Here is a 21,462-nt window from a genome sequence, read left to right on the forward strand (position 1 = left end):
CCGTGTGTAGGTGGGTTGCGCATGCTTTCAGGTTGGTTGCGTGGTTGCATAGCCCCATACATGTATCCACCAACCATCACTCGCGCGCGGCGTCCCACTACGGCGATCCGCACCAATACTGGCCAATCGGCCATGACCGGGCGGATACATACATAGGCTATGCCGGCGCATGCTAGAGTAAGACATATGCCATACATGCGCGACACGATGCCACACATGACCTCACGAAAGCGCGCCGCTCAGCGGCCGGACTGGATCACCGATTTCGCCGACAACGGCAAGGCGCGCTATCTGCAGATCGTCGATCTGATCGAGCGCGCTGTCGCGGACGGCAAGCTGGCCCCCGGCGACCGGCTGCCGCCGCAGCGCAAGCTGGCCGAGTTGATCGGCGTGGACCTGACCACCGTCACGCGCGGCTTCTCCGAGGCGCACCGGCGCAACCTGATCGAATCGCGTGGTCCGCTGGGCACGTTCATCGCGCCGCCCAAGGTTGCGTTCATGCAACGCGTCGATCTGAGCATGAACATCCCCCCTCCTCCAGCCGACATGGATCTCGCCGTGCTTCTCAGGCGCGGGCTTTCGCAGGTGCTGGTGCGCAGCGATGTCGATCTGCTGATGACCTATCAGCTTGGTGGCGGCAGCGACTCCGATCGACAGGCGGGCGCCGCATGGCTCGAGCCGATACTCGGGCGCGTGGACCCGTCACGCGTCGTCGTGACGCCGGGCGCGCACTCGACGCTTGCCGCACTGATGCTCGCGCTCACGCACGCGGGCGAACCCATCTTCACCGAGCAACTGATCTATCCGGGCCTTCCGCTGATCGCGCGTCAACTCGGGCGTCATCTGAAGCCTGTTGCGTGCGACTCGCACGGAATGCGGCTGGACGCACTCGACGAAGCCTGCGACGGCGCGAACGGCGGCGTGATCTATCTGAATCCAACCTTGCGCAACCCGACCGCGCAGACGATGCCGCTGAAACGCCGCAAAGAAATCCTCGCAGTGGCCGCGCGTCGGAACATCAAGGTGATCGAGGACGATCCGTATTGGCTGCTGGCCGACGAACCGCCCGCGCCGCTGTCCGCGCTCATGCCGCAACAGGTGTACTACCTGTCCACGCTTTCGAAGTGCATTTCGCCGGGTTTGCGTGCCGCCTTTCTCGTGTTGCCGTCCGCCGAGGGACAGGATGCGTTTCTCAACGCATTGAGATCCCTTTCGTTGATGTCGCCGCCGCTTGCCACGTCGCTGGTCACGCAATGGATTCTGGACGGCACGGCGTCGGAAGTACTGGGAGGCATCGTGAAAGAGTCGCGTGAACGCCTGCTCGCGGCCAGTCAGATCCTTTCGCCCGTAAGCGGTTCAAAGACGAGCGGCGGCATTCACCTGTGGCAAGCGTTGCCCGGGCACTGGGCCGCGCAAGGTCTCGCCGATGCGGCCCGTGCGGAAGGACTCGTCGTTGCCCCCGCTTCCGCGTTTTGCCAGGGCGGCGATGTGCCGAATGCAATCCGTATCTCGCTTGGCGGCTGCACGCGGCGCAGCGAGTTGACTTCGGCATTGAGAAAGCTCGCTGCGCTGCTGGAACGCAAGCCAACGGCCGATGATCGGCTGCTGATATAGCGTCGACAACATCTGCTGCGATCGATTTGAAGCGATCTGCTTCTGTACGAAGCCTCGGCGCACGCGAATAATGGGGTCAACGCTGCTCCGAACACTTCCTTACTCCTTTTATCGTTCGAAGCGCGCCGGGATAACTGCGCGAGTGCCCGAGGCCCACGGCCTTCAACCCGCAGAGCTTGCAGCTATGTAACATATCGAGCGTGGCAGGCACTAAGCCTCGGCACCTTATGGCGCCGGGGTTTTTTTATCGTCCGCCGTTCGTCGCCTGGGCTCTGCGCCGTTGTCGTCTCACGTGAACCCGCTCACGCATGCTGTCGCCGGCGTTGCAATCGCGCGATCAACTCGAACACGGCCATTCCGCCCAGCATCGCAGCGACGAAACCCCAGGCTTTCGGATATCCGGCGCCGAGCGCGACCAGTGCGGGCCCCGGACAGAATCCCGCGATGCCCCAGCCCACCCCAAAGACCGCGCTTCCGAGAATAAGCCTTGCCGTTACGGCAGAGCCAGCGGGTATTTGCATCGGCAGCCCGAGCAGCGATTTTGCGCGGCGTTTTGCGAGCAGAAAAGCAACCGACGCGATACCGATTGCACTGACCATCACGAATGCAAGCGACGGGTCCCATCGTCCCGCGATGTCCAGAAAGCCGAGTACTTTTGCGGGATTGGCCATGCCGGACACCATCAGGCCGACACCGAACAGCAGCCCCGCCACTAACGCAGTCAGCACGTTCAACTCAGCCTCCCACCAGATGCCGCAGCACGAACACCGTCACGAAGCCCGTCGCCATGAACGTCGCCGTCGCGGCCAGCGAACGGATCGATCCACGCGAAATGCCGCATACGCCGTGGCCGCTCGTGCAGCCGCTCGCGTAGCGCGTGCCGACGCCGACGAGAAAACCAGCGGCGATGATTTCACCCCATCCCGCCTGGATGTCGGGCGATATCGGCTTGCCCAACGCGCTCGCCAGAATGGGCGCGCCGATGAGTCCCGCTATGAACGCCGCACGCCAGCCCGATTCGTCGCGTGACGTGCCCAGCAGGCCGCCGAGAATGCCGCTGATACCGGCGATTCGGCCGTTGAAAAGCACCAGCACGGCGGCAGCGACGCCGATGACAATACCGCCGGCAAGAGAAAAGAATGGAGTGAAGCTCCCCACATCAATCGACACGACACCTCCTGAGTTGCATTCGCATAGAACCGTTATAGAGCACGGTTATCGAGTGCAATTGTTTCCTGGGTCGGCGGCAAATGGAAGGTGCTTGCGGCGTCGCGACGCGTCGTGTTTTTGCTGTGTCGTTATCGAATTGAAGATCCGGCCGTCGATCAGGTCAGTTGATTTGACGAAGTTCGCGGCGAAGAATCTTTCCTACCGCCGATTTGGGCAATGCATCGACGAAGTGGACGATCTTCGGCACCTTGTAGGCGGCCATCGCCGCGCGGCAGTGCGCGATGAGTGCTTCGGCGCTCACGTCCGCCCCTTGCGCCTTGATGACGAACAGCTTGACCGCTTCGCCCGTCTTCTCGTCGGGCACGCCGATGCACGCACATTCCGCGACGCCGGCGAATGCGGTCGCAACGGCTTCCACTTCGTTCGGGTAAACGTTGAAGCCGGAGACGATCACCATGTCCTTCTTGCGATCGACGATCTTCAGAAAGCCCTTGTCGTCGAATACGCCCACGTCGCCCGTGCGAAAGTAGCCGTCCGCCGTGAACGCCCTCGCGTTTGCCTCGGGCTTTTGCCAATAGCCGCCCATCACTTGCGGCCCCTTCACGCAGATCTCGCCCGGCTCGCCGATGCCGGCTTCCCTGTCGTTTTCGTCGAGCAGCTTGACGTCGGTGGATGGCACAGGAAGACCCGTATCACCCGTAAAGCGGCTAATGAACTGCGGGTTGAACGACACGACGGGCGAAGTCTCCGACAGCCCATAGCCTTCGCGGATGAAGCTGCGCGTCGCCGACTTCCACCGCTCCGACACGATGTCGATCATTGCCGCCCCGCCGCCCGCGGAGAGCTTCAATCGCGACCAGTCCACCTCAGTCACGCGCGGATGCGAGGCCAGCGCTGCGTAGAGCGTATTCACGCCGACGAAGATCGTCGGCCGCGCGGCCTTGAGTACATCGATAAACGACTCGATGTCGCGCGGGTTGGCGACGAGCCAGTTCTCCGCGCCGACGGAAAAGTAGGTGAGGAAGTTCACCGTCAGCGCAAAGATGTGATACAGCGGAATCGCCGTGACGATAACCTCGTTGCCGGGACTCAGCGTGTCGGGCATGAAGGCCTTGAACTGCTCGATGTTGGCGACCAGATTGCGGTGCGACAACGCCGCCCCCTTCGAAAGCCCTGTCGTGCCGCCCGTGTATTGGAGAAAAAGCAGATCGTCGCCGCTCACGGCAACGGGTTCCAATTCGAGCTTCGCGCCCTGTTCGATTGCTTCTGACAACGTTGTCGCGCCGGGCAACGACTCGTCGACAGCGGGCGCTGCAATCCCAGCACCGCAGCCGTCGCCAGGGCCGGCCGTGATCACCGTCCTGACGCGCGTCTTGTCGATCACCCGCGCAAGCGCCGATGTCGAACCGTTGTACGCGACGATCACTTCAACACCGGCGTCGTTGAGTTGATGCTCGAGTTCTCGCGCGGTATAGAGCGGATTCACGTTGACCTGCACGCCGCCGATCTTCGCGATAGCAATAAACGCAATCGGGAACGACACGACATTCGGCAGCATCACGGCCACCCGATCGCCTTTGCGAACGCCGACCTCTTTCTGCAAATACGCAGCGAATGCGGACGAGAGACGATCGACGTCCGCATACGTCAATGACCGGCCGAATGCGCGGAAGGCCGGCTTTGCCGCGAACTGGCGCATTGCGCTCTCCATCAGCGCATTCACGCACGGGTAGCGATCCGCGTCGATCTCGGCAGGAATCGAATCGTATGACTGAATCCAGTGTCTGTTGCTCATTTGGGCCTCAATACTCCGTTGACGACTAGTGCGAAGGCCCCATGCAGGACGAAACCGCGTGATTCGATATGGCCGAAGTCGCATCGGGTTGAACTATCGCGCGAAGGCTGCGCATTGCAAATGATCGACACGGCCGAATTGGTGATCGCAACGGACAAAGGAAGGGCACTGCCAGGGTGAACCCTATGGCAGGTGATTGCATTAGGGCGCAGAATCTCGTGCACACAATGGATATCGTTTCGGACACAGGACCTGGCCATGCAGAGCAGCGCGCCTGCGCACGCGACGGCAACGCGCCCTCATATCGACCGGCTGGCGCACGCTTCGTCGGCCATCGCGTTGCGCGAAAAGCGCTTCGCGCCATCCAAGCTCGTCGCGCTGATCGAGGTGACGTCGGAACTCGGTCTTGACGCCAGTGCGGTATTGGCGGGAACCGATCTCGATCTCGATGCAATCGCCAATCCGTTCACGCTGACGTCGTCGCTGCAATTTCTGACCGCCGCGCGAAATGCGATTCGACAGTATGCAAAGTCGGACCTCGGCGTACGCGTCGGGTGCAGGCTGCACGCGTCGAGCTATGGCATGTATGGCTATGCGCTGCTGTGCTCGGAGGCCATGGCGCACACATTCGATACGGCTGTCAAATACCATCAGCTCGCCAACGGCGCGCTCGATATCCGCTGGGTCGAAGACGACGATGCCGCAACGTGGATCTTTCCGAACCACAACGAAGTACTCGTGCCCGATGTCGACGAGCCGCTTTATCGCTTTCTGATTGACCTGCAATTCGCGGTTCACGTGACCGTTATCAAAGATGTGATGGGCGCCTGGTGCGTACCGGCTCGCGCAATGTTCACGCAGGCAGAGCCATCGCACGCGGCGCTGCTGTCGGATGTGCTGGAATGTCCGCTCGCATTCGAGCAGCCGCAGAACCTGTTGAGCTACCCCGCTGCGTGGTTGTCGCGCGCGCCTCAACTCGCCAATCCGATTACTGCGGCGCAAGTGTCCACGCAATGCGCTCGCCTGCTCGAACAATTGCGCTGGCAGGCGGGCGTGACGCGGCGCGTCTATCAGGAACTTACTCGCACGCCCGGGAAATTCCCCGATATCGAGCAGATCGCCGAAAGCCTGTGCATGACCTCGCGCACGCTTCGGCGCAAGCTCGAAGCCGAGGGGGCGTCATACAGCGAACTGTTGACGGGCGTACGCAAAGCACTCGCGATCGACTATCTGAGCACGACCTCACTCAGCATCGAAGACATTGCGCTCACACTCGGTTTCAGCGATGCGGTGGGCTTTCGCCACGCGTTCAAGCGCTGGACGGGAAAAACGCCGAACGAGGTCCGGCGCGACAGGGCCATTTCGGCAAGCAGTTCAATGATGGACCAGTGATAGCCGCGGCTACGCAGCTTTGTGCATAAACGAAAGCCTATAGCCAGCCAAAGTTTGTTTTATTGTTTCGCTCGACAGACGCGACCTTACACTTAGCGAACCATAAGGAGCCCGCGAGACTCGAAACGCCAGCTCTGTCCACGCGAAAACGCCAATCACAAGGAGACGATGCCCGTCCTGCCGAGCATCAGCACCCCATGCCTTCGACCCTTGTCTACACGCATTCCGCCTGCCTGAACCATCAACCGGGCCCGCATCATCCGGAGTCGCCAGAACGTCTGAAGACGGTCCTGAACACGCTGCGCGCGCCCGAGTTCGCCGCACTTGAATGGCGCGACGCGCCGATGGGTACGCTCGAACAGGTGCAACTCATCCACGAGCAGAACTTCATCGACGAAGTTGCGGACATCGCGCCAACACACGGCTACATGCCGCTGGATGGCGGCGACACCGTGATGTCGCCGGGCTCGTGGGAAGCTGTGATGCGCTGTGTGGGCGCGGCATGCGCGGGTGTCGATGCCGTACTGGGCGGAGAAGCGCGCAACGTGTTCTGCGCGACGCGTCCTTGCGGGCATCACGCTGAACCGTCACGGGCCATGGGCTTTTGCATCTTCAATCAGGCTGCAATTGCGGCTGCATACGCTTATGACGTGCACAAGCTCGAGCGCGTCGCGGTTGTCGATTTCGACGTTCATCACGGCAATGGCACGCAGACCGCGTTCTACAACCGGCCAGAACTCTTCTATGCATCGAGCCATCAATCACCGCTCTATCCGGGCACGGGCGCGGCTGCCGAAACGGGCGTGAGCCACAACATCGTCAATGTGCCGCTGCCGCCCGGATGCGATTCGGCATTGTTTCGCACGCGCATCGAAGCCGAGATGTTGCCTGCGATACGCCACTTCGAGCCCGAGCTGATCATCATCTCCGCCGGTTTCGACGCGCATCGGCTCGATCCGCTTGCCGCATTGCGCCTCGACGACAGCGACTTTCACTGGATCACCCGCGAGCTGACGCGCATTGCCGACGAAACATGCGACGGGCGCATCGTGTCGATACTCGAAGGCGGATACAGCGCGGAGGGGCTTTCGGGCGGCACGCGCGCGCATGTGCGAGCGCTGATGGGTCTTTGACGCGCATCGACGAATCGGCTCATACCGAATGACGCGGAATGTGCTGTCCGTGCCCGCTCGCGCGTTGCGAGCGCAGCAGCCGTTGAAAGACCAGAATATGCAGGTGCGCGAGCAACGGTACGTTGAAGCACGGAATAAGAATCCATGGCAACGTCGTCATCAGATCGCTGCTCGCGCTCCCGTTGGCGAAGCCAAAAGGAATGCCTGACGACGAAGCCGCGCCCAGAAAGATGGCGTCCGCCAGGTCGAACAGTCCGAGCGCACTCCAGATCAGCGTTGCGACACGCCACGCCGGTGCCCGCGTCGCGGCCATGTAAGCGACAGGCAACGCCAACGCACCGATCGCCACGTCTCCCCAGCCCGCAGCAGGCGCGAACGGCGCGGGCAACCTGCCTTCCCAAAAGAGCAAGACAAACAACACGCCCAGCAATCGCATTGCATGCACGCCGATCAGCACAGGCAACGGAATGGCGCCGAATGCATCGCGCAAGGCGCCGGGCCGCGTGCCCAGATATGAAAGCACCGCGAATGGCACGATGACTGCAATGCCCAATCCGGCCGGCCCTATGCCGCGCACGGCACTCAGCAAGCCCGTCGCGCCGCATGCCACGACCAATGCGAACCATGCGCCGAACGCGCCGCCCGCGATCGCGCGTTGCCTCGCGGTCCACGCAGAAAAATGCAGGTAGACGAATACCACGAGTGCTGACACCGTCCCCAGCACGACCGCACCGATCACGTCGATCATCGCAACCCCCTACAATATGACGATCATCATATTGACAAAATATGTCGATCATCATATTTTGTCAACCTGAAAGACGGGGAGGCATTCATGCCGTGGAGTGAAGACCACAAACAGGCGACGCGAGGCCGGATCGTCGAAGCCGCCGCGCGCGCAATTCGCGAACACGGACCGGACGGTGTCAGCGTGGCCGCCATCATGAAGAGCGTCGGCTTGACGCATGGCGGCTTTTACGCGCATTTCGAATCGAAGGAGGCGCTCATCGCCGAGGCCCTTTCCCACGCGACGGTAGAAACACTCGCCTGGCTCGACAGGACGGCAACCACCGCGAAGAATGGGCAAACACCCGCATTGGCCGACATTGCGGATGCTTATCTCAGCAACATCCATTGCGAGCATCCCGACCGGGGCTGCGTGCTTGCCGCGTGCGGCACGGAGCTCGCGCGCGCCGACGACCTTGCGCGTATCGCGTGTAGCGACAACGTGAGAGCCTATCTGCGCTGGCTCGGGCAGCGCAGCCGCGCGGAACAGCGCGGCGAGCGATCGCGTGAGGCGACGGGCGCGCTAGCGGCGATGATCGGCGGGATGGTTCTTGCGCGCGCCACTGAAGATCCCGCTGAAGCGCGAAAGATTCTGGCCGCGGTGCGCGGCTTCGTGCGAAGCGCGTTGAAAGCGGATAAGGGCGCTGGTTAGCAACTGTCGAGCGCCATTGCCGGCACGACGACTACACGACGGCTAGTGCACGGACAACAAGCCCGCGACCTGATTCGACTTCGTCTGCGCGGCAATGTCCATCGCCGTCATTCCGCGATTGTCCTTTAGCGATGCGTTCGCGCCGCGCGCGAGCAACAGTTTCACGGTATCGGCGCGGTCGTAGCCTGCCGCCCACATCAACGCAGTGAGTTCGTTCTTGTACTGCCGGTTCACGTCGACGCCGGCGTCGAGCAACTGCTTCACTACCTGTGTCTGCCCCTGGCCGGCTGCGTACTCCATCGCGGTCTTGCCGACGCGGTCCGTCGCCATCGGATCGGCGCCGCGCGCGAGCAGCAACGCGACGATCTCGTCATAACCGCCATACGCGGCCGCCATCAAAGCCGTGATGCCCGGCGCGTCGGCATGCTTCACGTTCGCGCCATGCTCGATCAATGTACGCGCGATGGCGACGTCGCCCTTCTTGCTCGCAGTGATCAGAGCCGTGTCGCCGATCCGGTTTTCCGCATCCACGGATGCGCCACGTCCGAGCGCCGCATCGACGCTCGCGCGGTCGCCGTCTTTCGCGGCAGCAAGCAACTGGCGATTCGTTTCGCCCTGGTCCTGAGCGAGCGCTAGCAACGGCAGCGCCGATGCCAACGCGCACGACACCAGCAATGCACGCGCAACATGTCCGACCGTCTGTTTCATTTCGCCTCCCTGGCGCTACTGGAGATTCGCAATGTAACTGGCGAGGTTGCGGATATCGTCGTCGGTCAGATTGCGCGTGACGCTCGCCATATTGCCCGCGTCATTGGTGCGGGTGTGAGAGCGAAAGTCCTGCAACTGCTTGACGATGTACTGATACTGCTGACCCGCGACGCGCGGTATCTCGTTCTGTCCGGAGAACCCGCCAAGATGGCACGTCGTGCACAGCACCTCGGCCGACTTCTTCTGCCCTGCCGCAACGGCCGCGCCGTCCGCCTTGAACGCGATCGACGCGGGCTTTTGCGCGGCGAAATAGTCGGCGAGATCCTGCATATCGTCGCGCGACAGGTTCGCGGCCATCGGCGACATGCGCGGGTCCTTGCGGCGTCCTTCCTTGAAGTCCTTCAGCTGGAGATACATGTATCGCGCAGTCTGCCCCGCGAGAACCGGATACTGCGGGTCGGTCGAATTGCCCATCGGCCCATGACACGCCACGCACGTTTGCGCCTTTGTCTTGCCCGCTTCGGCATCCGCATGCGCATAGGTGAGCGGCCACAGCATGCCGCTCGCGCACAACAGGGCCGTGTATGCGCGACGTGCAAAGCGCCCGCCGCGCTGCGCGAATGGAACCTCTCGCGCACCCCTCATCACGGCAGCGCAAAGACAAGCACGGTGTTGCCGCGCTTGAAGTCGAGTTGCGTATTGCCGCCCGCCGCGACGGCGATGTACTGCTTGCCGTGCACGCTATACGACACGGCTGGCGCATTCACGCCCGCTCCGCACTGGAACTCCCAGAGCTTCTTGCCCGTCGATGCGTCGAACGCGCGGAACAGGCCATTGCCCTCGCCGTTGAACACGAGGCCGCCCGCCGTCGCGAGCACGCCGCCGATCAGCGGTTGCGCCGTCTTGAAGTCCCACACGACCTTGCCCGTGTCGACGTTGACGGCCGACAGCTTGCCCCATTGCTCTTCGGACGGAATCACCTTGAACGCGCCGCCGAGCCACAACTTGCTGCCGCCCGGATAGGGCGTTTCCTCGACCTGATACGTCATCGGCTGATGCAGGTTGGCCGCGTACGCCAGACGCGTCTGCGGATCGAACGCCATCGGCGACCATTCGACACCGCCGTTCGCGCCCGGCAGCATCCGCGCGCCTTGCGGCGTAGGCAGCGTCCACATGTTCTCCTGCGGAATCATGGCCTGCGAATAACGGATCAGGCGCCCCGTCGCGCGATCGTGCACATACACGTGCCCCGTTTTGCCCCCGTGGATCACGCCTGGAATCATCTTGCCGTTGGTATCGCGCACGTCGATCAGGATCGCCGCACTCGCGGCGTCGAGGTCCCACACGTCGTGCGGCACGTACTGGAAGTGCCATTTGTACTTGCCCGTTTCCAGATCGATCGCGACGAGCGAATCCGTGTACAGGTTGTCTCCCGGCCGGATCGCGCCATACAGGTCAGGCGACGGATTGCCGACGACGAAGAACACCGTATGTGTCTTGCGGTCGACCGCGGGTGCCATCCAGACACCGCCGCCCAGCGTCTTGTAGAAGTCGCCGCCCTTTTCCGCAAGTTGCTTCTTCTCGGCGTCGATATTGCGATGCTCGTCGCGCCCCGTTGCGTCCTTCGTCGCCCACACGCCTTCCTGGCCCTTATCGGGAATCGTGTAGAACGTCCACAGCAGTTGACCGGAGTTCGCATCGAACGCCTTCACGAAACCACGAATGCCGTATTCGCCGCCGTTCGTGCCGATCAGCACCTTGCCGTCGACGACGACGGGCGCCATTGTTTCCGAATAGCCCTGATCGGGATCGGCGATCTGGCTTTGCCACAGCACGTTGCCCGTCTTCGCGTCGAGCGCGACCAGCTTGGAATCGAGCGTGCCCATGTAGAGCCTGTCACCGGAAATCGCCACGCCGCGATTGTTGGGCCCGCAACAGAATGTCGTCACGGGTCCCATCTTGTGCTTGTAGTGCCAGAATTCCTTGCCCGTTACGGCATCCACCGCGTACACGTGATTGAACGATGTCGTGATGAACATGACGCCGTTCTTCACGATCGGCGCTGTTTCCATCGACTCGTTGACCGCCGTCTGGAAGATGAAGACGGGCCTCAGCTTCGACACATTCGACTTGTTGATCTGCGTGCCGGGATAGAAGCGTGTCTGCGCATACGATCCGTTCGAATGCAGCCAGTCGGATGAATTGCTGGCCGCGCCGTCGAGCTGCGCCTGGCTGACAGGCTGGAACGTCGAAGGCACGGGCGCCGATGTCGTGGTCGCGGCATTCTTCACTTCGTCGGCGCCATGCGAGGCAGGCGACGCAAGTGCTGCAACGAGCAATGGAACGAAGACGGCGAAGTACCGGGGGGATGTGGGCATGAGCGTCTCCTCCGCTTCTTATTGCTTGAGAATCGCGCGCACTGGAATACGGCGTTCTTCCACGCCTGAAACGGCGTGGACAGGCACAATCGCGCAACCCCTCTCAAACAACAAAAGCTTAAAAATTAAAAGCATTGATTGCTTCGTCGGTACGGTCGGCTGCGCAAAATCGGGGAGAAGCGTGACGCCTTTTCTCGCCCCCTGGGGCCGGCTCTATTAAGCCTATGCCAAGCGATGCGGATTTACCAGGCGCGTATGAAATTTGCGTTTCGTTGCGCCGCAATAGAACTTCGATTCACATATGAGGATTCCGACTGAATGTGCGCACAGCGAATTGCCGCGGCACAGGTAATAGTGCTTTGGTAGACCGTTGTGAGCTGTGTGGACAAAAGACTACAGCTCGCTCGTAAACGTTTACTGCTGGCTAACAAGCCAATATATTCGCCTCGCTATAGCCATACGGGCAGATCCCCGAATCGGTTCGGCGCTCTATTCATCCCTCCGCTCCACGAAAGCCGGAAAACCTCTTCCGGGCTGCGTCGATGGAGCAATGCGTCGTCATCGTCTGCGCTTCGGCATCCAAACGACGTGCAGCACCGGCAACACAAGCGGCTGTCTCGCGGCGCGCCGCTCCAGCAGGAACACACACAGGCATCGGGACGAACCATCGTGCGCGCGCACGAGGCCCTCGCACGGGCCGACGTTTCGATCCGGTGGATGCGGTTCAAGGCGGATAACGCAATCAAAGCCACAACCAAAAGCGGCAGCACATTTTCATCACCGACGTCGCGCGTGTTTCGTCAGTCGAGACGCGTGCGCCCACAACAAAAAGGGAAGAAGAATGAGGAAGACTATCCTGGCCGTCGCGGCCCTCGGGAGTTTCGCCACGGCGGCGCACGCGCAAAGCAGCGTCACGCTGTACGGCCTGATCGATGCCGGTATCACGTACGCGAACAAGGTCGCGACCTCGACGGGACACGACAGCGTCGTCAAATACGGCGACGGTGTCGCTTCGGGCAGCCGCTGGGGCCTGCGCGGCGCGGAAGATCTGGGCGGCGGAATGAAGGCGCTGTTCGTGCTCGAAAGCGGCTTCAGCACCGGCGACGGCACGTCGGGCCAGGGCGGCGCGCTGTTCGGCCGGCAAGCGTTCGTTGGGGTTTCGAAGGACGGCATCGGCGCGCTGTCGTTCGGCCGCCAGTACACGTTCTCGACGGAATACGTCGGCGGCAACTACACGATGGGCAGCCAGACGCCCGCCGGCAACTACGCGTATCACATCAACGATCTCGATCAGCTGGTGTCGAGCCGCATCAACAACTCGGTCAAGTTCAGCAGCGCGAACTTTGCCGGTCTGACGTTCGGCGCAATGTACGGCTTCTCGAACTCGACGCTGTTCGCCGGCACGCCGACCACGACCGTGGGCACGACGACCACGCAAGGCTCGTCGAGCGCGTACAGCTTCGGCGCCAACTACGCGCAGGGACCGTTCGGCATCGGCGCGGCGTACACGAACATCCGCTATCCGAACGGCGCAACGCCTGCGTTCAGCGTGAGCATCGCGAACGTCAACACGGGTGGACTGCGCGATCTCGAGACGTTCGGCATCGGCGCGCGCTACACGATCGCCGCGGCCCTCGTGTGGGCGAACTGGACGCATACGAAGTTCGAGCCGCTCACGGGCGCATCGTCGAAGCTGAACAACTATGAAATCGGCGGCCGGTACACATTCACGCCGGCGCTCTCGGCGGGCCTCGGCTATACCTTCTCGAAGCTCGACGACCGCTTCGAAGGCAAGTGGCATCAGATCAACAGCGCGGTCGACTACGCACTGTCCAAGCGCACCGATGTCTACGTGCTCGCGATCTATCAGAAGGCGTCGGGCAGCAACACCGTTGCGGGCCGCAACGTGCCTGTGCAGGCCGAGATCGGCTCGTCGTCGTCGTTCATCGGCAATGCGGGCGCGAACACGCAGTTCGTGACGCGCATCGGCCTGCGCCACAAGTTCTGATCGTTCGATGCGGCCGCTGCGCCTGCACGGCGCGCGGCCGCTTTTGGAGCAGACTGTCCCGACTCGCGGTACGCTTGCGGGTTTTGATCGACCCACAAGGGACAACGATGCCTGCTTTTCCGTTTGATGCCGTGCTATTCGACTGCGACGGCGTGCTCGTCGACTCGGAGACGATTACCACCGCCGTGCTCGCGACGATGCTCGGCGAACTCGGCTGGCATCTGAGCCTCGACGAAGCGATGGCGATCTTCATCGGCAAGACGGTCATGGACGAAGCGCCGCTGATCGAAGAGAAAACGGGCGTCAGGATCACGGCCGCCTGGATCGAATCCTTCCGCGCACGGCGCAATGCCGCGCTCGAGCGCGACGTCACGGCAATCGACGGCATCGCCGCGACGGTCGGTGCGCTGCACGCGCGGCTCGACGGACGCGTCGCCGTCGCATCGGGCGCCGACCGCCACAAAGTGCGCCTTCAGCTGGCGAAAATCGGCGTGCTCGATCACTTCGAAGGGCGCATCTTCAGCGGCCACGAAACGCCGCGCAACAAGCCGCACCCGGATGTGTATCTCGCGGCAGCGGCGGGTCTGGGTGTCGATCCGTCGCGCTGCGCGGTGATCGAAGACACCGTGACGGGCGCCACGGCAGGCCGCGCGGCGGGCGCGACCGTGTTCGGCTACAGCCCGGGCGAGAAAGGCCATAGCTCGAAGGAAGCGCTGCGCGCAGCCGGTGTCGCCGACGTATTCGAAGACATGGCCCAATTGCCGGCGCTGCTCGCAGGCTGGGCCCGCTGACTTGCGCTAGCGGTTCATTGCACGCAGCGTGCGTGCATCGGCAAACGGATGTGAGGCCTCTGGATTCGCGGCCAGCGCGATCAAAGCATTTCGACTGCTTCGAGGTTCGCGCCGGAAAAAAACCGGCTCAACTCGCGGGTCAGCTCGTTGAGAATGGCCATCTCGGGTTGCGTGATCTTGTGCAAGGGCTGCGTCTGGGTCCAGTCGCCGTAAAGAAGCGCGACCGTCGTGTCCTTCGCCTTCACGGGCAGCAGCACGAACGCCCGGGCATCGGCGAGATGCGCCTTGAACCAGTCCGGCAAGCGTGCCTCCATCCGCGGTTCGCGCGCGTTTTCGATGAAGATGCCCACCGGATTCGCGATCGCAAGATGGAACACGTCGGGCTGGAACCCTGCGCCGAAGTTCAGCGTCGGCAGCATGCGCTCCATGTCGTGCCCGAAGCCGATGCGCGCGTGATACCGTGCGTCGGCCTGGCGCACGAACACGAGCGTGCGCGACAGCGAGAGTCCCGCCAGAACCGCTTCGGAAGCGAGCGTCAGCACGGGCGCGAGCGTCTTGCTGGACGGCAGCGCGCGCAGGTCTTCGAGACCCGCGCTCAGGCGCGCATGCGCGGACTTGCCGGTGCTCACGATCGCATCGGCGTGCGCGCGCAACTCGGCGATTTCCTGCATCAGGCCTTCGCTGCTCTCTTCGTCGATCAACGCGGCGCTGAGCGCTTCGAGCCTCGACGCATCGACCTTCAGCTCGTCGCTATAGCGGACGGCAAGCTCGGTGAGCAAGGCTTCCAGGCCGTCGCCCGCCTCGTGGGCCGCAAGCGCGTTGGCCGCTTCCGTCGAATAGCTGTTGATGGCCCGCAGCCAGCGCACATGGTCCGACGCAGGCTCGTCGGACGGCGCGCCGAGCGACTGCATGCCAGCGAAAATCGTTTCCGGCAGCCGCCAGCGGCGCGCGGCCTCGGCGCCGATGTCCTCGAAGCTCACGCCCAGTTGGCGCACGCACGCTTCGCTGTCGTCGATCCGTTCGCTCTCGGCCGTGCGGCGCAGTTGCTCCCACTTGCCCTCCAGATAGAACGCGACCAGCAGCCTGCCGATCTGCCGCATCAGCGTGCAGACGACGGCCTCTTCGGCGATGCGCAGATCGACGCCCTCCGTGATGCACCGCGCGACCGTTCCGCACAGCAGCGCGCGGTTGAGTTCGAGCTTCGCGTCGATCCGGTGCGGCACGCTCTGGTGAAAGTGATCGACGATCTTCATCCCGACGACGAGATGCCCGACGGTATCCATGCCGAGCACCATCAGCGCGCGGGTCACGGTCGTGATGTTGCCGCCGAACGCCACATACATCGCCGAATTGGCGAGCCGCAGCACCTTTTGCGTGAGACCGACGTCCGAGAGCACGACTTGCACGAGCGACGTGAAGTCGAGGTCGTCGTCGCTCATCGCCGAAACGGTCGAGCGCAGCGCCTGCGAGAGCAGCGGGAAATCGCCGCGCTCGCTCATGCGGACCCACAATTTTTCGAGCAATTCGGATTTGACGACAGCGGACATCGGATGGAAGCTGGAAATCGGATACGTTGAAGACGGCAGCGGCAGGCGTGATTAAAACACAACCCGCCGTCCGTCATCGCGCCGCGTGGACGCGAAACGCCGCAAGTTGCCGATTTGTGATGCGATTTCGCATCATTTGACAGTTGCTCGCACGCTCTTCCCGAGCGTGGCAACGGAATCAGGCGATAGGCTCGACGTGCCAGTCGGGTGGCCGATGCGCCCGCATGATGAGCGGTGACGCGCTCGTGCCGCCTCGTGGCGACGCGGCGAAACGAGGCGTGATGAGATTGAAAGGTGCCGGCGCGCCGGGGCGGCAACCGCTGCGGTTCATGTGGCGCGGTAGATCGCGCGCAGCGAAGAAGATGCGCTCAGGCGGCCGTCTGGCGCGACCGGTACAGCATTTCGCGCTCCAGCAGATCCAGCAAGCCGATGATCCGCTGCCGTTGCGTCGCCACCAGATCGTGCGTCTGCGGCAGCGCGCGCAGGCGCTTGCCCCAGTATTCGTAGTCGAGCCGGGACGTGTCATCCTCTGCCGTGCGGCGAACGACGTACTGCACCATCCGTTCGAGATGATCCAGTTCCGCGTCCGCCAGGCTGGCCGACTTTCGTGTCGCGACATCTGTCGCGGCTTGCGCTTTCGTGACCGTCATAGAGCCCCCGCTCATCACCCTGTATGCCGTCAGACGGGCCGCGCTCGGCTGTCCTCGGCGACAGCGGGGCTGCGCAGCCGCGCCCACGATGCCTCGTTAGAACACAAGGCAACGCCGCACGACCCGTCCGGCCTTTTTTTCTTTCAACGATAGCGCGACTTTTAAGAATGGCTTTACCATGCGTCTCAGTTCTCCGCAGCATCCACAGAAATTCCGGCGGCTCGTCGCAAGCACCGGATTGCAACGCAGCATCCGACGCACCGAACCATGACCCAGCGCCCCGATCCGCACCGGCCGCCGCCCGAGGCCGAACCGCATGCTTCGCTGCTGATCGACCGCTTCAGCACGCGCGCGCTCGCGCCCGACCAGCAGGTGCTGGCCTGGCGCACGCGGGTCGGACACGTGGTCGACGTGCCGCCTTCGCGGCAACAGATGATGCAAGGGTTCGGCGCGCACATCGACCGCTACAGAGTCGGCGGCGCCCTCTTCACCGATTCGCAAACCGACGCGATGGTGCTCGAACGCTCGATCGCGCGCGTCTCCACGGACACGCGCCGCGATTACGCGTTTCATCTGTACCTGGAAGGCGAGACGGGCCGCATCTCGGGCATGCACCGCAAACGAAGCGAGGCCGAGTCGGTGCATGGCATCGTGGCGATGGACCTGAATCAGCCGTTTCGCGTCGAACGCCCCGCGTGCCGCGTGCTGACGCTGTTCGTGCCACAGCACGCGATCGGCGCGGGCCTGTCGGACGGCGAGTCGATCCACGGCCGGACCTTGCCGTTCGGCGCGCCGCTTGCCCGCGCGGCGCGCGATCATCTCGCCTGCGTCGCGGCGACGATTCGTGACGCGGAGCCCGAAGAAGCAGCGCACGCGCTCGAAACGGGCGCCCAGTTGCTGATCGCCGCGTTCCGCCAGCAGGCGACGCTGACGGGCGCTGGACGCGCCGCGCTGCAGGCCGCCGTGCTCGCGCGTGTGCGGCGCTTCGTCGACGCGAATCTTCATCGCCCCGACCTGTCGCCTGCGAACGTCGTGCAGACGCTGCAACTCAAGCGCGCGACGATCTATCGCTGGTTCGAGCACGAAGGCGGGCTGGGCGCGTACATACGCAACCAGAGGCTGCGCGAAGCCGCCAACGAGCTCGTGCGCTTCCCGCAGCTTCAGGTGATCGACATCGCGTATGGGCTCGGCTTCAACAGCGCGTCCGACTTCACGCGCGCGTTTCGCCGCGCATTCGACATGAGCCCGCAGGACTTGCGCGCCCGCGCGCGATCGCTGCAACGTGCGCGCGAGTGAGCGGCGCGCGTGGCGGGGCTGCCGTCATCGCCGTATCGGAGCAGCTTGCGCGTGCTCGGGAAAGCGCGTCAGCCCGGCTAGCGAGAGCGTCATCGCCGCGATCAGATACCACGCGGGCACCATCGGGTTGCCCGTCGCGTCGATGAGCCACGTGACGATCAACGGCGAGAAGCCGCCGAACACCACCACGCCCATGCTGTAGATCACAGCCAGTCCCGCTGCGCGGCGATGGCGCGGAAAGGCCTCCATCATCAGAACGGAGCCGGCGCCCGCGTTGTTCAGCGCGAACGCGACGAAGGCCGTGATGATGAGCAACGCGGCGATATCGCTTGCACCGTCGAGCAGCGCCCGAAACACGGGCCATGCCGCCGCGATCGACACCGCGAGCGTCACGTATTGCAGCGTCTTGCGGCTCGCGAGCCGGTCGGCCATGCGCGCGACGAGCGGCGTGACGACGAGAATCACGAGTCCGGAGATGCAGCCCGTCAGCAGGCTGATCGCGGCGGGCCGATGCAGCGTGCGCACGAGATACGACGGCATGTAGAACACGGTCACGTAGATGCTGACCGTGGGCGCGGCCATCATCAGGACGCCCCAGAAGAGCGGCCGCGCGTGCTCGGTGAAGAGGCGCGCCGACAGTCGCTCGCGCGCGGCCGGCGTCTCGACGGCAGCCATCCGGCGGCGCAGATACCAGCCGACGGGCCCGATGAAGCCGCCCAGCACGAACGGGATGCGCCATCCCCAGGCCTGCATCGCCTCGTGCGACAGCAGCGCCGTGGTGCTCGCGCCGATCAGCGCCGCCGCGAATGCCGCCGCGCCCTGGCTCGCGCCGCGCCAGCTCACCATGAAGCAGCGATGCCGATAGGCCACCGACTCCATCAGCGACGCCGATGCCGGTCCGATTTCGCCGCCCGCGGCGAGCCCCTGCATCAGCCGCGCGGCGACAATCAGCACAGTCGATACAGGGCCGATGGTTGCGTATGTCGGCAGACAGGCGATCATCCACGTGCCGACGGTCATCAACGTCAGCGACACGATCATGCCGGCGCGGCGGCCGCGGTTATCGGCGATATGGCCGATCATCAGCGCGCCGAGCGGACGCATGACGAAGCCCGCGCCGAACGTCGCGAGCGACAACAGAAAGGATGACGCGGGGTTCGCCGATGGAAAGAACAGACTGCCGATCAACGCGGCCGAGAAGCTGTAGACCGTGAAGTCGTAGGCGACGAAGCCGTTGCCGATCACGATGGCGGCGATGGTCCGTGGGTCGATGCGAGCGGCCTGGCGAGCCGGCTGTTCTTCGGGGCGAGGCATGGGTGGAGTCGCAGATGCTGGGAACGCGTGACTGCGTTAACGGCTGCAATGCGCAGGACTTTAGCAGCCGCGGTGATGTCTGCGATGGATTGCCCACTTGATGCCTGCGCGCCGATTGTTATGCGTGCGGTGGGGAAGGCAGCGGGTTTGTGGACAGGAGTCGAAAAAGCCCGCCTGCAGTTCTGAAGGCGGGCTAAATCAAACTGCGGCGGTACTCAATTCACCGATACATCCGTCACGTCACCTCGACTCAATCGACCCCTGACTCGGCGGCGAGGTCACAATACCCCACGCCAGCGGCAAATCGCCGATCTGGCTGAGCGTCTGATAATTGTTCTTCGCATCGAGCACATAAACGGCATTCGAGCGCCCGCACGCCATCAGCACCTTGGAGCCATCCGGCGTGAACGTGAAGTGCCAGCAGCGCTGGCCAACGGGCGCGTCCGTCACGTGCTCGTAGGTCTTCGCATCGAACACCTGCAAGGTCTTGTCGCGCGCGGCGGCGATCAGCAGATGCTTGCCGGAAGGATCGAATGCGACGCCGTAGGGTCCGAGCTTCGTATCGACTGTTTTCACGGTCTTCAGAGTCGCTGCATCGAGCACGACGAACTTGCTGGTGTTCTCCAGCGTGACGACGTAGTGCTTGCCATCCGGCGTCGACTTGATGCCGCGCGGCCGCGAGCCCTTGTCCAGCTTCGCGGTGCGCACGGGCGCGCCGCTGCCCGTCCGGTACACCGACACCGTATCGTCGCCCTCGTTGGTGACGAGCAGTTCGCGCCCGTCCGGCGAGAACTCGACACCTTCCGTTTCGTGCCCGCTCTTCACCGAGCGGATCACCTTCATCATCTTCAGATCGACGATCGCGACTTCGGCGGGCGGGCTGTTCGCGTCGTCATCGTCGTCGTGGCCTTTGCCCGCCTGGCCTTCAGGTTTGCCCTCAGGCTTACCTTCGGGTTTGCCCTCTGGCTTGCCGGCGCCCTGCGCCTGCGGCGGCGCTCCACTATCTCCTGGCTCGTACGTCACGTAGGCGTACCCGCGACGCACGCGCACGAACTCAGGGTTCTTGCCGATCTTCACTCGCGCGACGATCTTGTCCGTCGACGTATCGATCACCGACAGGTCACCCGTCTTGTTTGCCACCAGCAGCCGGCGGCCATCCGCCGTGAGGCTCAGCCCGCGCGGACCGTCGCTGCCCAGGCCGATCGTTTTGGTCAGCGTCATCTGATCGAGGTCGATCACGCCGACGCCGTTGGTCTCGCTCGTCACATACGCGGTAGCCGCGAACGCATGACCGGCACTCACGCCGAACAATACGGCGAGCGCGACGGATGCCGCCATGCGTGTACGTCTTGTGCAATGCATCGATGTCTCCTGCGGTTGGTTGTTCGACTGGCCCGGCCGGATCATCCAGACCATCTGCGTTTTGCCGCAAGGGCGAATTCACCCACGCTCAAATTAGCGCATCGCGCGGCCGGATGACAGCGCGAGCGCCCGGGAGTTTTTCCCGAAATCGATGTGCGTGCGATGTTCAATGCGCCGCGTCCGGATCGGCGGCGAGCAGACCGACGAGGGCATCCGCGCCGCGCCGCCAGGACTGATCGGTATTGCCGCGCATGTCGACCGAGCGTTGAAACAGGACCTGTCCGCTCGCCGTGTCTTCGATGCGCAAGTTGATGTTGAGAATCAGATTGCTGACCTTCTGCACCCAGCACACGCCGACGCGCTGAACGCCCAGCCGCCGGCCGATCTCCAGTTCGCAGCCGTTGCACGCATTGAGATCCTGCGCCGCCTTGAATCCGTCGATCAGCGATGCAGCAGGCCGATTGTCGGCGACCTTATAGAGCCCGCGCCCGTCCACCTGCGAGCGCAACCGTTCGCTGATCATCGCGGCGCGCGCCTGTTCCGCTTGCGCGGCGGCCGACTCGCTGTATTGCGCGTTGTCGTCGATCACCGCGCAGTCGAGCAATGCGGCTGTGCGGGGCGCGGCGAACACTGTCACCGAAACGGTACACAGTGCGGCGCCGGCAGCGAGCGCGTGGAGCACGGCGCGCAATATCCGTCGCCAGCCGATGCGTGAAAAGAGGGAGTCGCGAACGGTCAACGCAGAGAATCCTCCACGATAGGGGCGTCATGTGGAAGCGCGCGAGAACGTGCGCGCGGCAGTGCCCGCCTGGGCCGAGCGACGAGGGTGAAGCAGATAACGGGCCTGAATGCGGGGCCCGGATGCG

19 protein-coding genes are annotated in these 21,462 nt (G+C 63.4%); 7 read left to right on the forward strand and 12 right to left on the reverse strand.

What is annotated here, in order from left to right; genetic code table 11:
* Positions 1-216 precede the first annotated feature (216 nt).
* A complete protein-coding gene (locus BN2476_RS28105) occupies positions 217-1,614 on the forward strand; it encodes an aminotransferase-like domain-containing protein (protein ID WP_235850993.1) in 1,398 nt (465 codons plus the stop codon).
* Between the two features lie 302 nt (positions 1,615-1,916).
* On the opposite strand, the gene BN2476_RS28110 is transcribed toward BN2476_RS28105, so the two are convergent.
* From BN2476_RS28110 to BN2476_RS28120, 3 genes are all read right to left on the reverse strand, one after another.
* Positions 1,917-2,348, reverse strand: a complete 432-nt coding sequence (locus BN2476_RS28110; RefSeq protein WP_087737492.1) for a YeeE/YedE family protein — start codon at positions 2,346-2,348, stop codon at positions 1,917-1,919.
* 1 nt (position 2,349) lies between these two features.
* The gene (locus BN2476_RS28115; protein ID WP_087737493.1) at positions 2,350-2,784 is read right to left on the reverse strand and encodes a YeeE/YedE family protein; all 435 of its coding nucleotides are present in this window, start codon (positions 2,782-2,784) and stop codon (positions 2,350-2,352) included.
* 160 nt (positions 2,785-2,944) lie between these two features.
* Positions 2,945-4,579 carry an AMP-binding protein gene (locus tag BN2476_RS28120; RefSeq protein ID WP_087737494.1) on the reverse strand — a complete coding sequence of 545 codons (1,635 nt, stop codon included), beginning with the start codon at positions 4,577-4,579 and terminating at the stop codon, positions 2,945-2,947.
* A 258-nt stretch (positions 4,580-4,837) separates the two neighbouring features.
* On the opposite strand from BN2476_RS28120, the gene BN2476_RS28125 reads away from it, so the two are divergent.
* Both BN2476_RS28125 and BN2476_RS28130 read left to right on the forward strand, forming a co-directional pair.
* On the forward strand, positions 4,838-5,971 hold the full coding sequence (locus tag BN2476_RS28125) for an AraC family transcriptional regulator (RefSeq protein WP_087737495.1): 1,134 nt from the start codon (positions 4,838-4,840) through the stop codon (positions 5,969-5,971).
* Between the two features lie 197 nt (positions 5,972-6,168).
* Entirely contained in the window at positions 6,169-7,104 is a 936-nt protein-coding gene (locus BN2476_RS28130; RefSeq protein ID WP_087737496.1) for a histone deacetylase family protein, read from the forward strand.
* Between the two features lie 19 nt (positions 7,105-7,123).
* Here BN2476_RS28130 and BN2476_RS28135 read toward each other — a convergent pair whose 3' ends face one another.
* Positions 7,124-7,852 carry a DUF8737 domain-containing protein gene (locus tag BN2476_RS28135; protein ID WP_087737497.1) on the reverse strand — a complete coding sequence of 243 codons (729 nt, stop codon included), beginning with the start codon at positions 7,850-7,852 and terminating at the stop codon, positions 7,124-7,126.
* Positions 7,853-7,939: 87 nt separating this feature from the next.
* On the opposite strand from BN2476_RS28135, the gene BN2476_RS28140 reads away from it, so the two are divergent.
* Positions 7,940-8,542 (forward strand): TetR/AcrR family transcriptional regulator, encoded by a 603-nt coding sequence (locus tag BN2476_RS28140; protein WP_087737498.1) that lies wholly within the window; start codon positions 7,940-7,942, stop codon positions 8,540-8,542.
* Positions 8,543-8,584: 42 nt separating this feature from the next.
* Here BN2476_RS28140 and BN2476_RS28145 read toward each other — a convergent pair whose 3' ends face one another.
* The 3 genes from BN2476_RS28145 to BN2476_RS28155 are packed head-to-tail and all read right to left on the reverse strand — an operon-like array spanning position 8,585 to position 11,628.
* Positions 8,585-9,250 carry an ankyrin repeat domain-containing protein gene (locus BN2476_RS28145; protein ID WP_087737499.1) on the reverse strand — a complete coding sequence of 222 codons (666 nt, stop codon included), beginning with the start codon at positions 9,248-9,250 and terminating at the stop codon, positions 8,585-8,587.
* A 15-nt stretch (positions 9,251-9,265) separates the two neighbouring features.
* Positions 9,266-9,895, reverse strand: a complete 630-nt coding sequence (locus BN2476_RS28150) for a c-type cytochrome (protein WP_087737534.1) — start codon at positions 9,893-9,895, stop codon at positions 9,266-9,268.
* A complete protein-coding gene (locus BN2476_RS28155) occupies positions 9,895-11,628 on the reverse strand; it encodes a pyrroloquinoline quinone-dependent dehydrogenase (protein WP_087737500.1) in 1,734 nt (577 codons plus the stop codon). Before BN2476_RS28155 ends, BN2476_RS28150 begins: the two co-directional genes overlap by 1 nt.
* Before the next feature lie 841 nt (positions 11,629-12,469).
* On the opposite strand from BN2476_RS28155, the gene BN2476_RS28160 reads away from it, so the two are divergent.
* Both BN2476_RS28160 and BN2476_RS28165 read left to right on the forward strand, forming a co-directional pair.
* Positions 12,470-13,636, forward strand: a complete 1,167-nt coding sequence (locus BN2476_RS28160; protein WP_087737501.1) for a porin — start codon at positions 12,470-12,472, stop codon at positions 13,634-13,636.
* A 107-nt stretch (positions 13,637-13,743) separates the two neighbouring features.
* Complete coding sequence (locus BN2476_RS28165) at positions 13,744-14,427, forward strand: HAD family hydrolase (protein ID WP_087737502.1); 684 nt, start codon at positions 13,744-13,746, stop codon at positions 14,425-14,427.
* An 80-nt stretch (positions 14,428-14,507) separates the two neighbouring features.
* Here the strand turns inward: BN2476_RS28165 and BN2476_RS28170 are convergent, their stop codons facing one another.
* Positions 14,508-15,974 carry an HDOD domain-containing protein gene (locus BN2476_RS28170; RefSeq protein WP_087737503.1) on the reverse strand — a complete coding sequence of 489 codons (1,467 nt, stop codon included), beginning with the start codon at positions 15,972-15,974 and terminating at the stop codon, positions 14,508-14,510.
* 368 nt (positions 15,975-16,342) lie between these two features.
* Positions 16,343-16,624, reverse strand: coding sequence for a hypothetical protein (locus tag BN2476_RS28175; protein ID WP_087737504.1), 282 nt, complete (start codon positions 16,622-16,624; stop codon positions 16,343-16,345).
* A gap of 267 nt (positions 16,625-16,891) precedes the next feature.
* On the opposite strand from BN2476_RS28175, the gene BN2476_RS28180 reads away from it, so the two are divergent.
* Positions 16,892-17,920, forward strand: a complete 1,029-nt coding sequence (locus BN2476_RS28180; RefSeq protein WP_087737505.1) for a helix-turn-helix transcriptional regulator — start codon at positions 16,892-16,894, stop codon at positions 17,918-17,920.
* Positions 17,921-17,944: 24 nt separating this feature from the next.
* Here BN2476_RS28180 and BN2476_RS28185 read toward each other — a convergent pair whose 3' ends face one another.
* The 3 genes from BN2476_RS28185 to BN2476_RS28195 all read right to left on the reverse strand — a co-directional run bounded on the left by BN2476_RS28185 (position 17,945) and on the right by BN2476_RS28195 (position 21,335).
* Entirely contained in the window at positions 17,945-19,234 is a 1,290-nt protein-coding gene (locus BN2476_RS28185; RefSeq protein WP_087737506.1) for an MFS transporter, read from the reverse strand.
* A 240-nt stretch (positions 19,235-19,474) separates the two neighbouring features.
* The gene (locus tag BN2476_RS28190; protein WP_235850995.1) at positions 19,475-20,572 is read right to left on the reverse strand and encodes a cytochrome D1 domain-containing protein; all 1,098 of its coding nucleotides are present in this window, start codon (positions 20,570-20,572) and stop codon (positions 19,475-19,477) included.
* A 190-nt stretch (positions 20,573-20,762) separates the two neighbouring features.
* Positions 20,763-21,335 carry a DUF3280 domain-containing protein gene (locus tag BN2476_RS28195; RefSeq protein WP_087737507.1) on the reverse strand — a complete coding sequence of 191 codons (573 nt, stop codon included), beginning with the start codon at positions 21,333-21,335 and terminating at the stop codon, positions 20,763-20,765.
* Between the last annotated feature and the right edge of the window lie 127 nt (positions 21,336-21,462).

The sequence above is a fragment of the Paraburkholderia piptadeniae genome, from assembly GCF_900007165.1.
Classification (GTDB): Bacteria; Pseudomonadota; Gammaproteobacteria; order Burkholderiales; family Burkholderiaceae; genus Paraburkholderia; species Paraburkholderia piptadeniae.

What these genes read in the sequence shown, in the direction of transcription:
- BN2476_RS28105 (WP_235850993.1), top strand. Translation starts at nt 217, where the DNA reads ATGACCTCACGAAAGCGCGCCGCTCAGCGGCCGGACTGGATCACCGAT.
- BN2476_RS28120 (WP_087737494.1), bottom strand. Translation starts at nt 4,579, where the DNA reads ATGAGCAACAGACACTGGATTCAGTCATACGATTCGATTCCTGCCGAG.
- BN2476_RS28125 (WP_087737495.1), top strand. Translation starts at nt 4,838, where the DNA reads ATGCAGAGCAGCGCGCCTGCGCACGCGACGGCAACGCGCCCTCATATC.
- BN2476_RS28130 (WP_087737496.1), top strand. Translation starts at nt 6,169, where the DNA reads ATGCCTTCGACCCTTGTCTACACGCATTCCGCCTGCCTGAACCATCAA.
- BN2476_RS28135 (WP_087737497.1), bottom strand. Translation starts at nt 7,852, where the DNA reads ATGATCGACGTGATCGGTGCGGTCGTGCTGGGGACGGTGTCAGCACTC.
- BN2476_RS28140 (WP_087737498.1), top strand. Translation starts at nt 7,940, where the DNA reads ATGCCGTGGAGTGAAGACCACAAACAGGCGACGCGAGGCCGGATCGTC.
- BN2476_RS28145 (WP_087737499.1), bottom strand. Translation starts at nt 9,250, where the DNA reads ATGAAACAGACGGTCGGACATGTTGCGCGTGCATTGCTGGTGTCGTGC.
- BN2476_RS28150 (WP_087737534.1), bottom strand. Translation starts at nt 9,895, where the DNA reads ATGAGGGGTGCGCGAGAGGTTCCATTCGCGCAGCGCGGCGGGCGCTTT.
- BN2476_RS28155 (WP_087737500.1), bottom strand. Translation starts at nt 11,628, where the DNA reads ATGCCCACATCCCCCCGGTACTTCGCCGTCTTCGTTCCATTGCTCGTT.
- BN2476_RS28160 (WP_087737501.1), top strand. Translation starts at nt 12,470, where the DNA reads ATGAGGAAGACTATCCTGGCCGTCGCGGCCCTCGGGAGTTTCGCCACG.
- BN2476_RS28165 (WP_087737502.1), top strand. Translation starts at nt 13,744, where the DNA reads ATGCCTGCTTTTCCGTTTGATGCCGTGCTATTCGACTGCGACGGCGTG.
- BN2476_RS28170 (WP_087737503.1), bottom strand. Translation starts at nt 15,974, where the DNA reads ATGTCCGCTGTCGTCAAATCCGAATTGCTCGAAAAATTGTGGGTCCGC.
- BN2476_RS28175 (WP_087737504.1), bottom strand. Translation starts at nt 16,624, where the DNA reads ATGACGGTCACGAAAGCGCAAGCCGCGACAGATGTCGCGACACGAAAG.
- BN2476_RS28180 (WP_087737505.1), top strand. Translation starts at nt 16,892, where the DNA reads ATGACCCAGCGCCCCGATCCGCACCGGCCGCCGCCCGAGGCCGAACCG.
- BN2476_RS28185 (WP_087737506.1), bottom strand. Translation starts at nt 19,234, where the DNA reads ATGCCTCGCCCCGAAGAACAGCCGGCTCGCCAGGCCGCTCGCATCGAC.
- BN2476_RS28190 (WP_235850995.1), bottom strand. Translation starts at nt 20,572, where the DNA reads ATGGCGGCATCCGTCGCGCTCGCCGTATTGTTCGGCGTGAGTGCCGGT.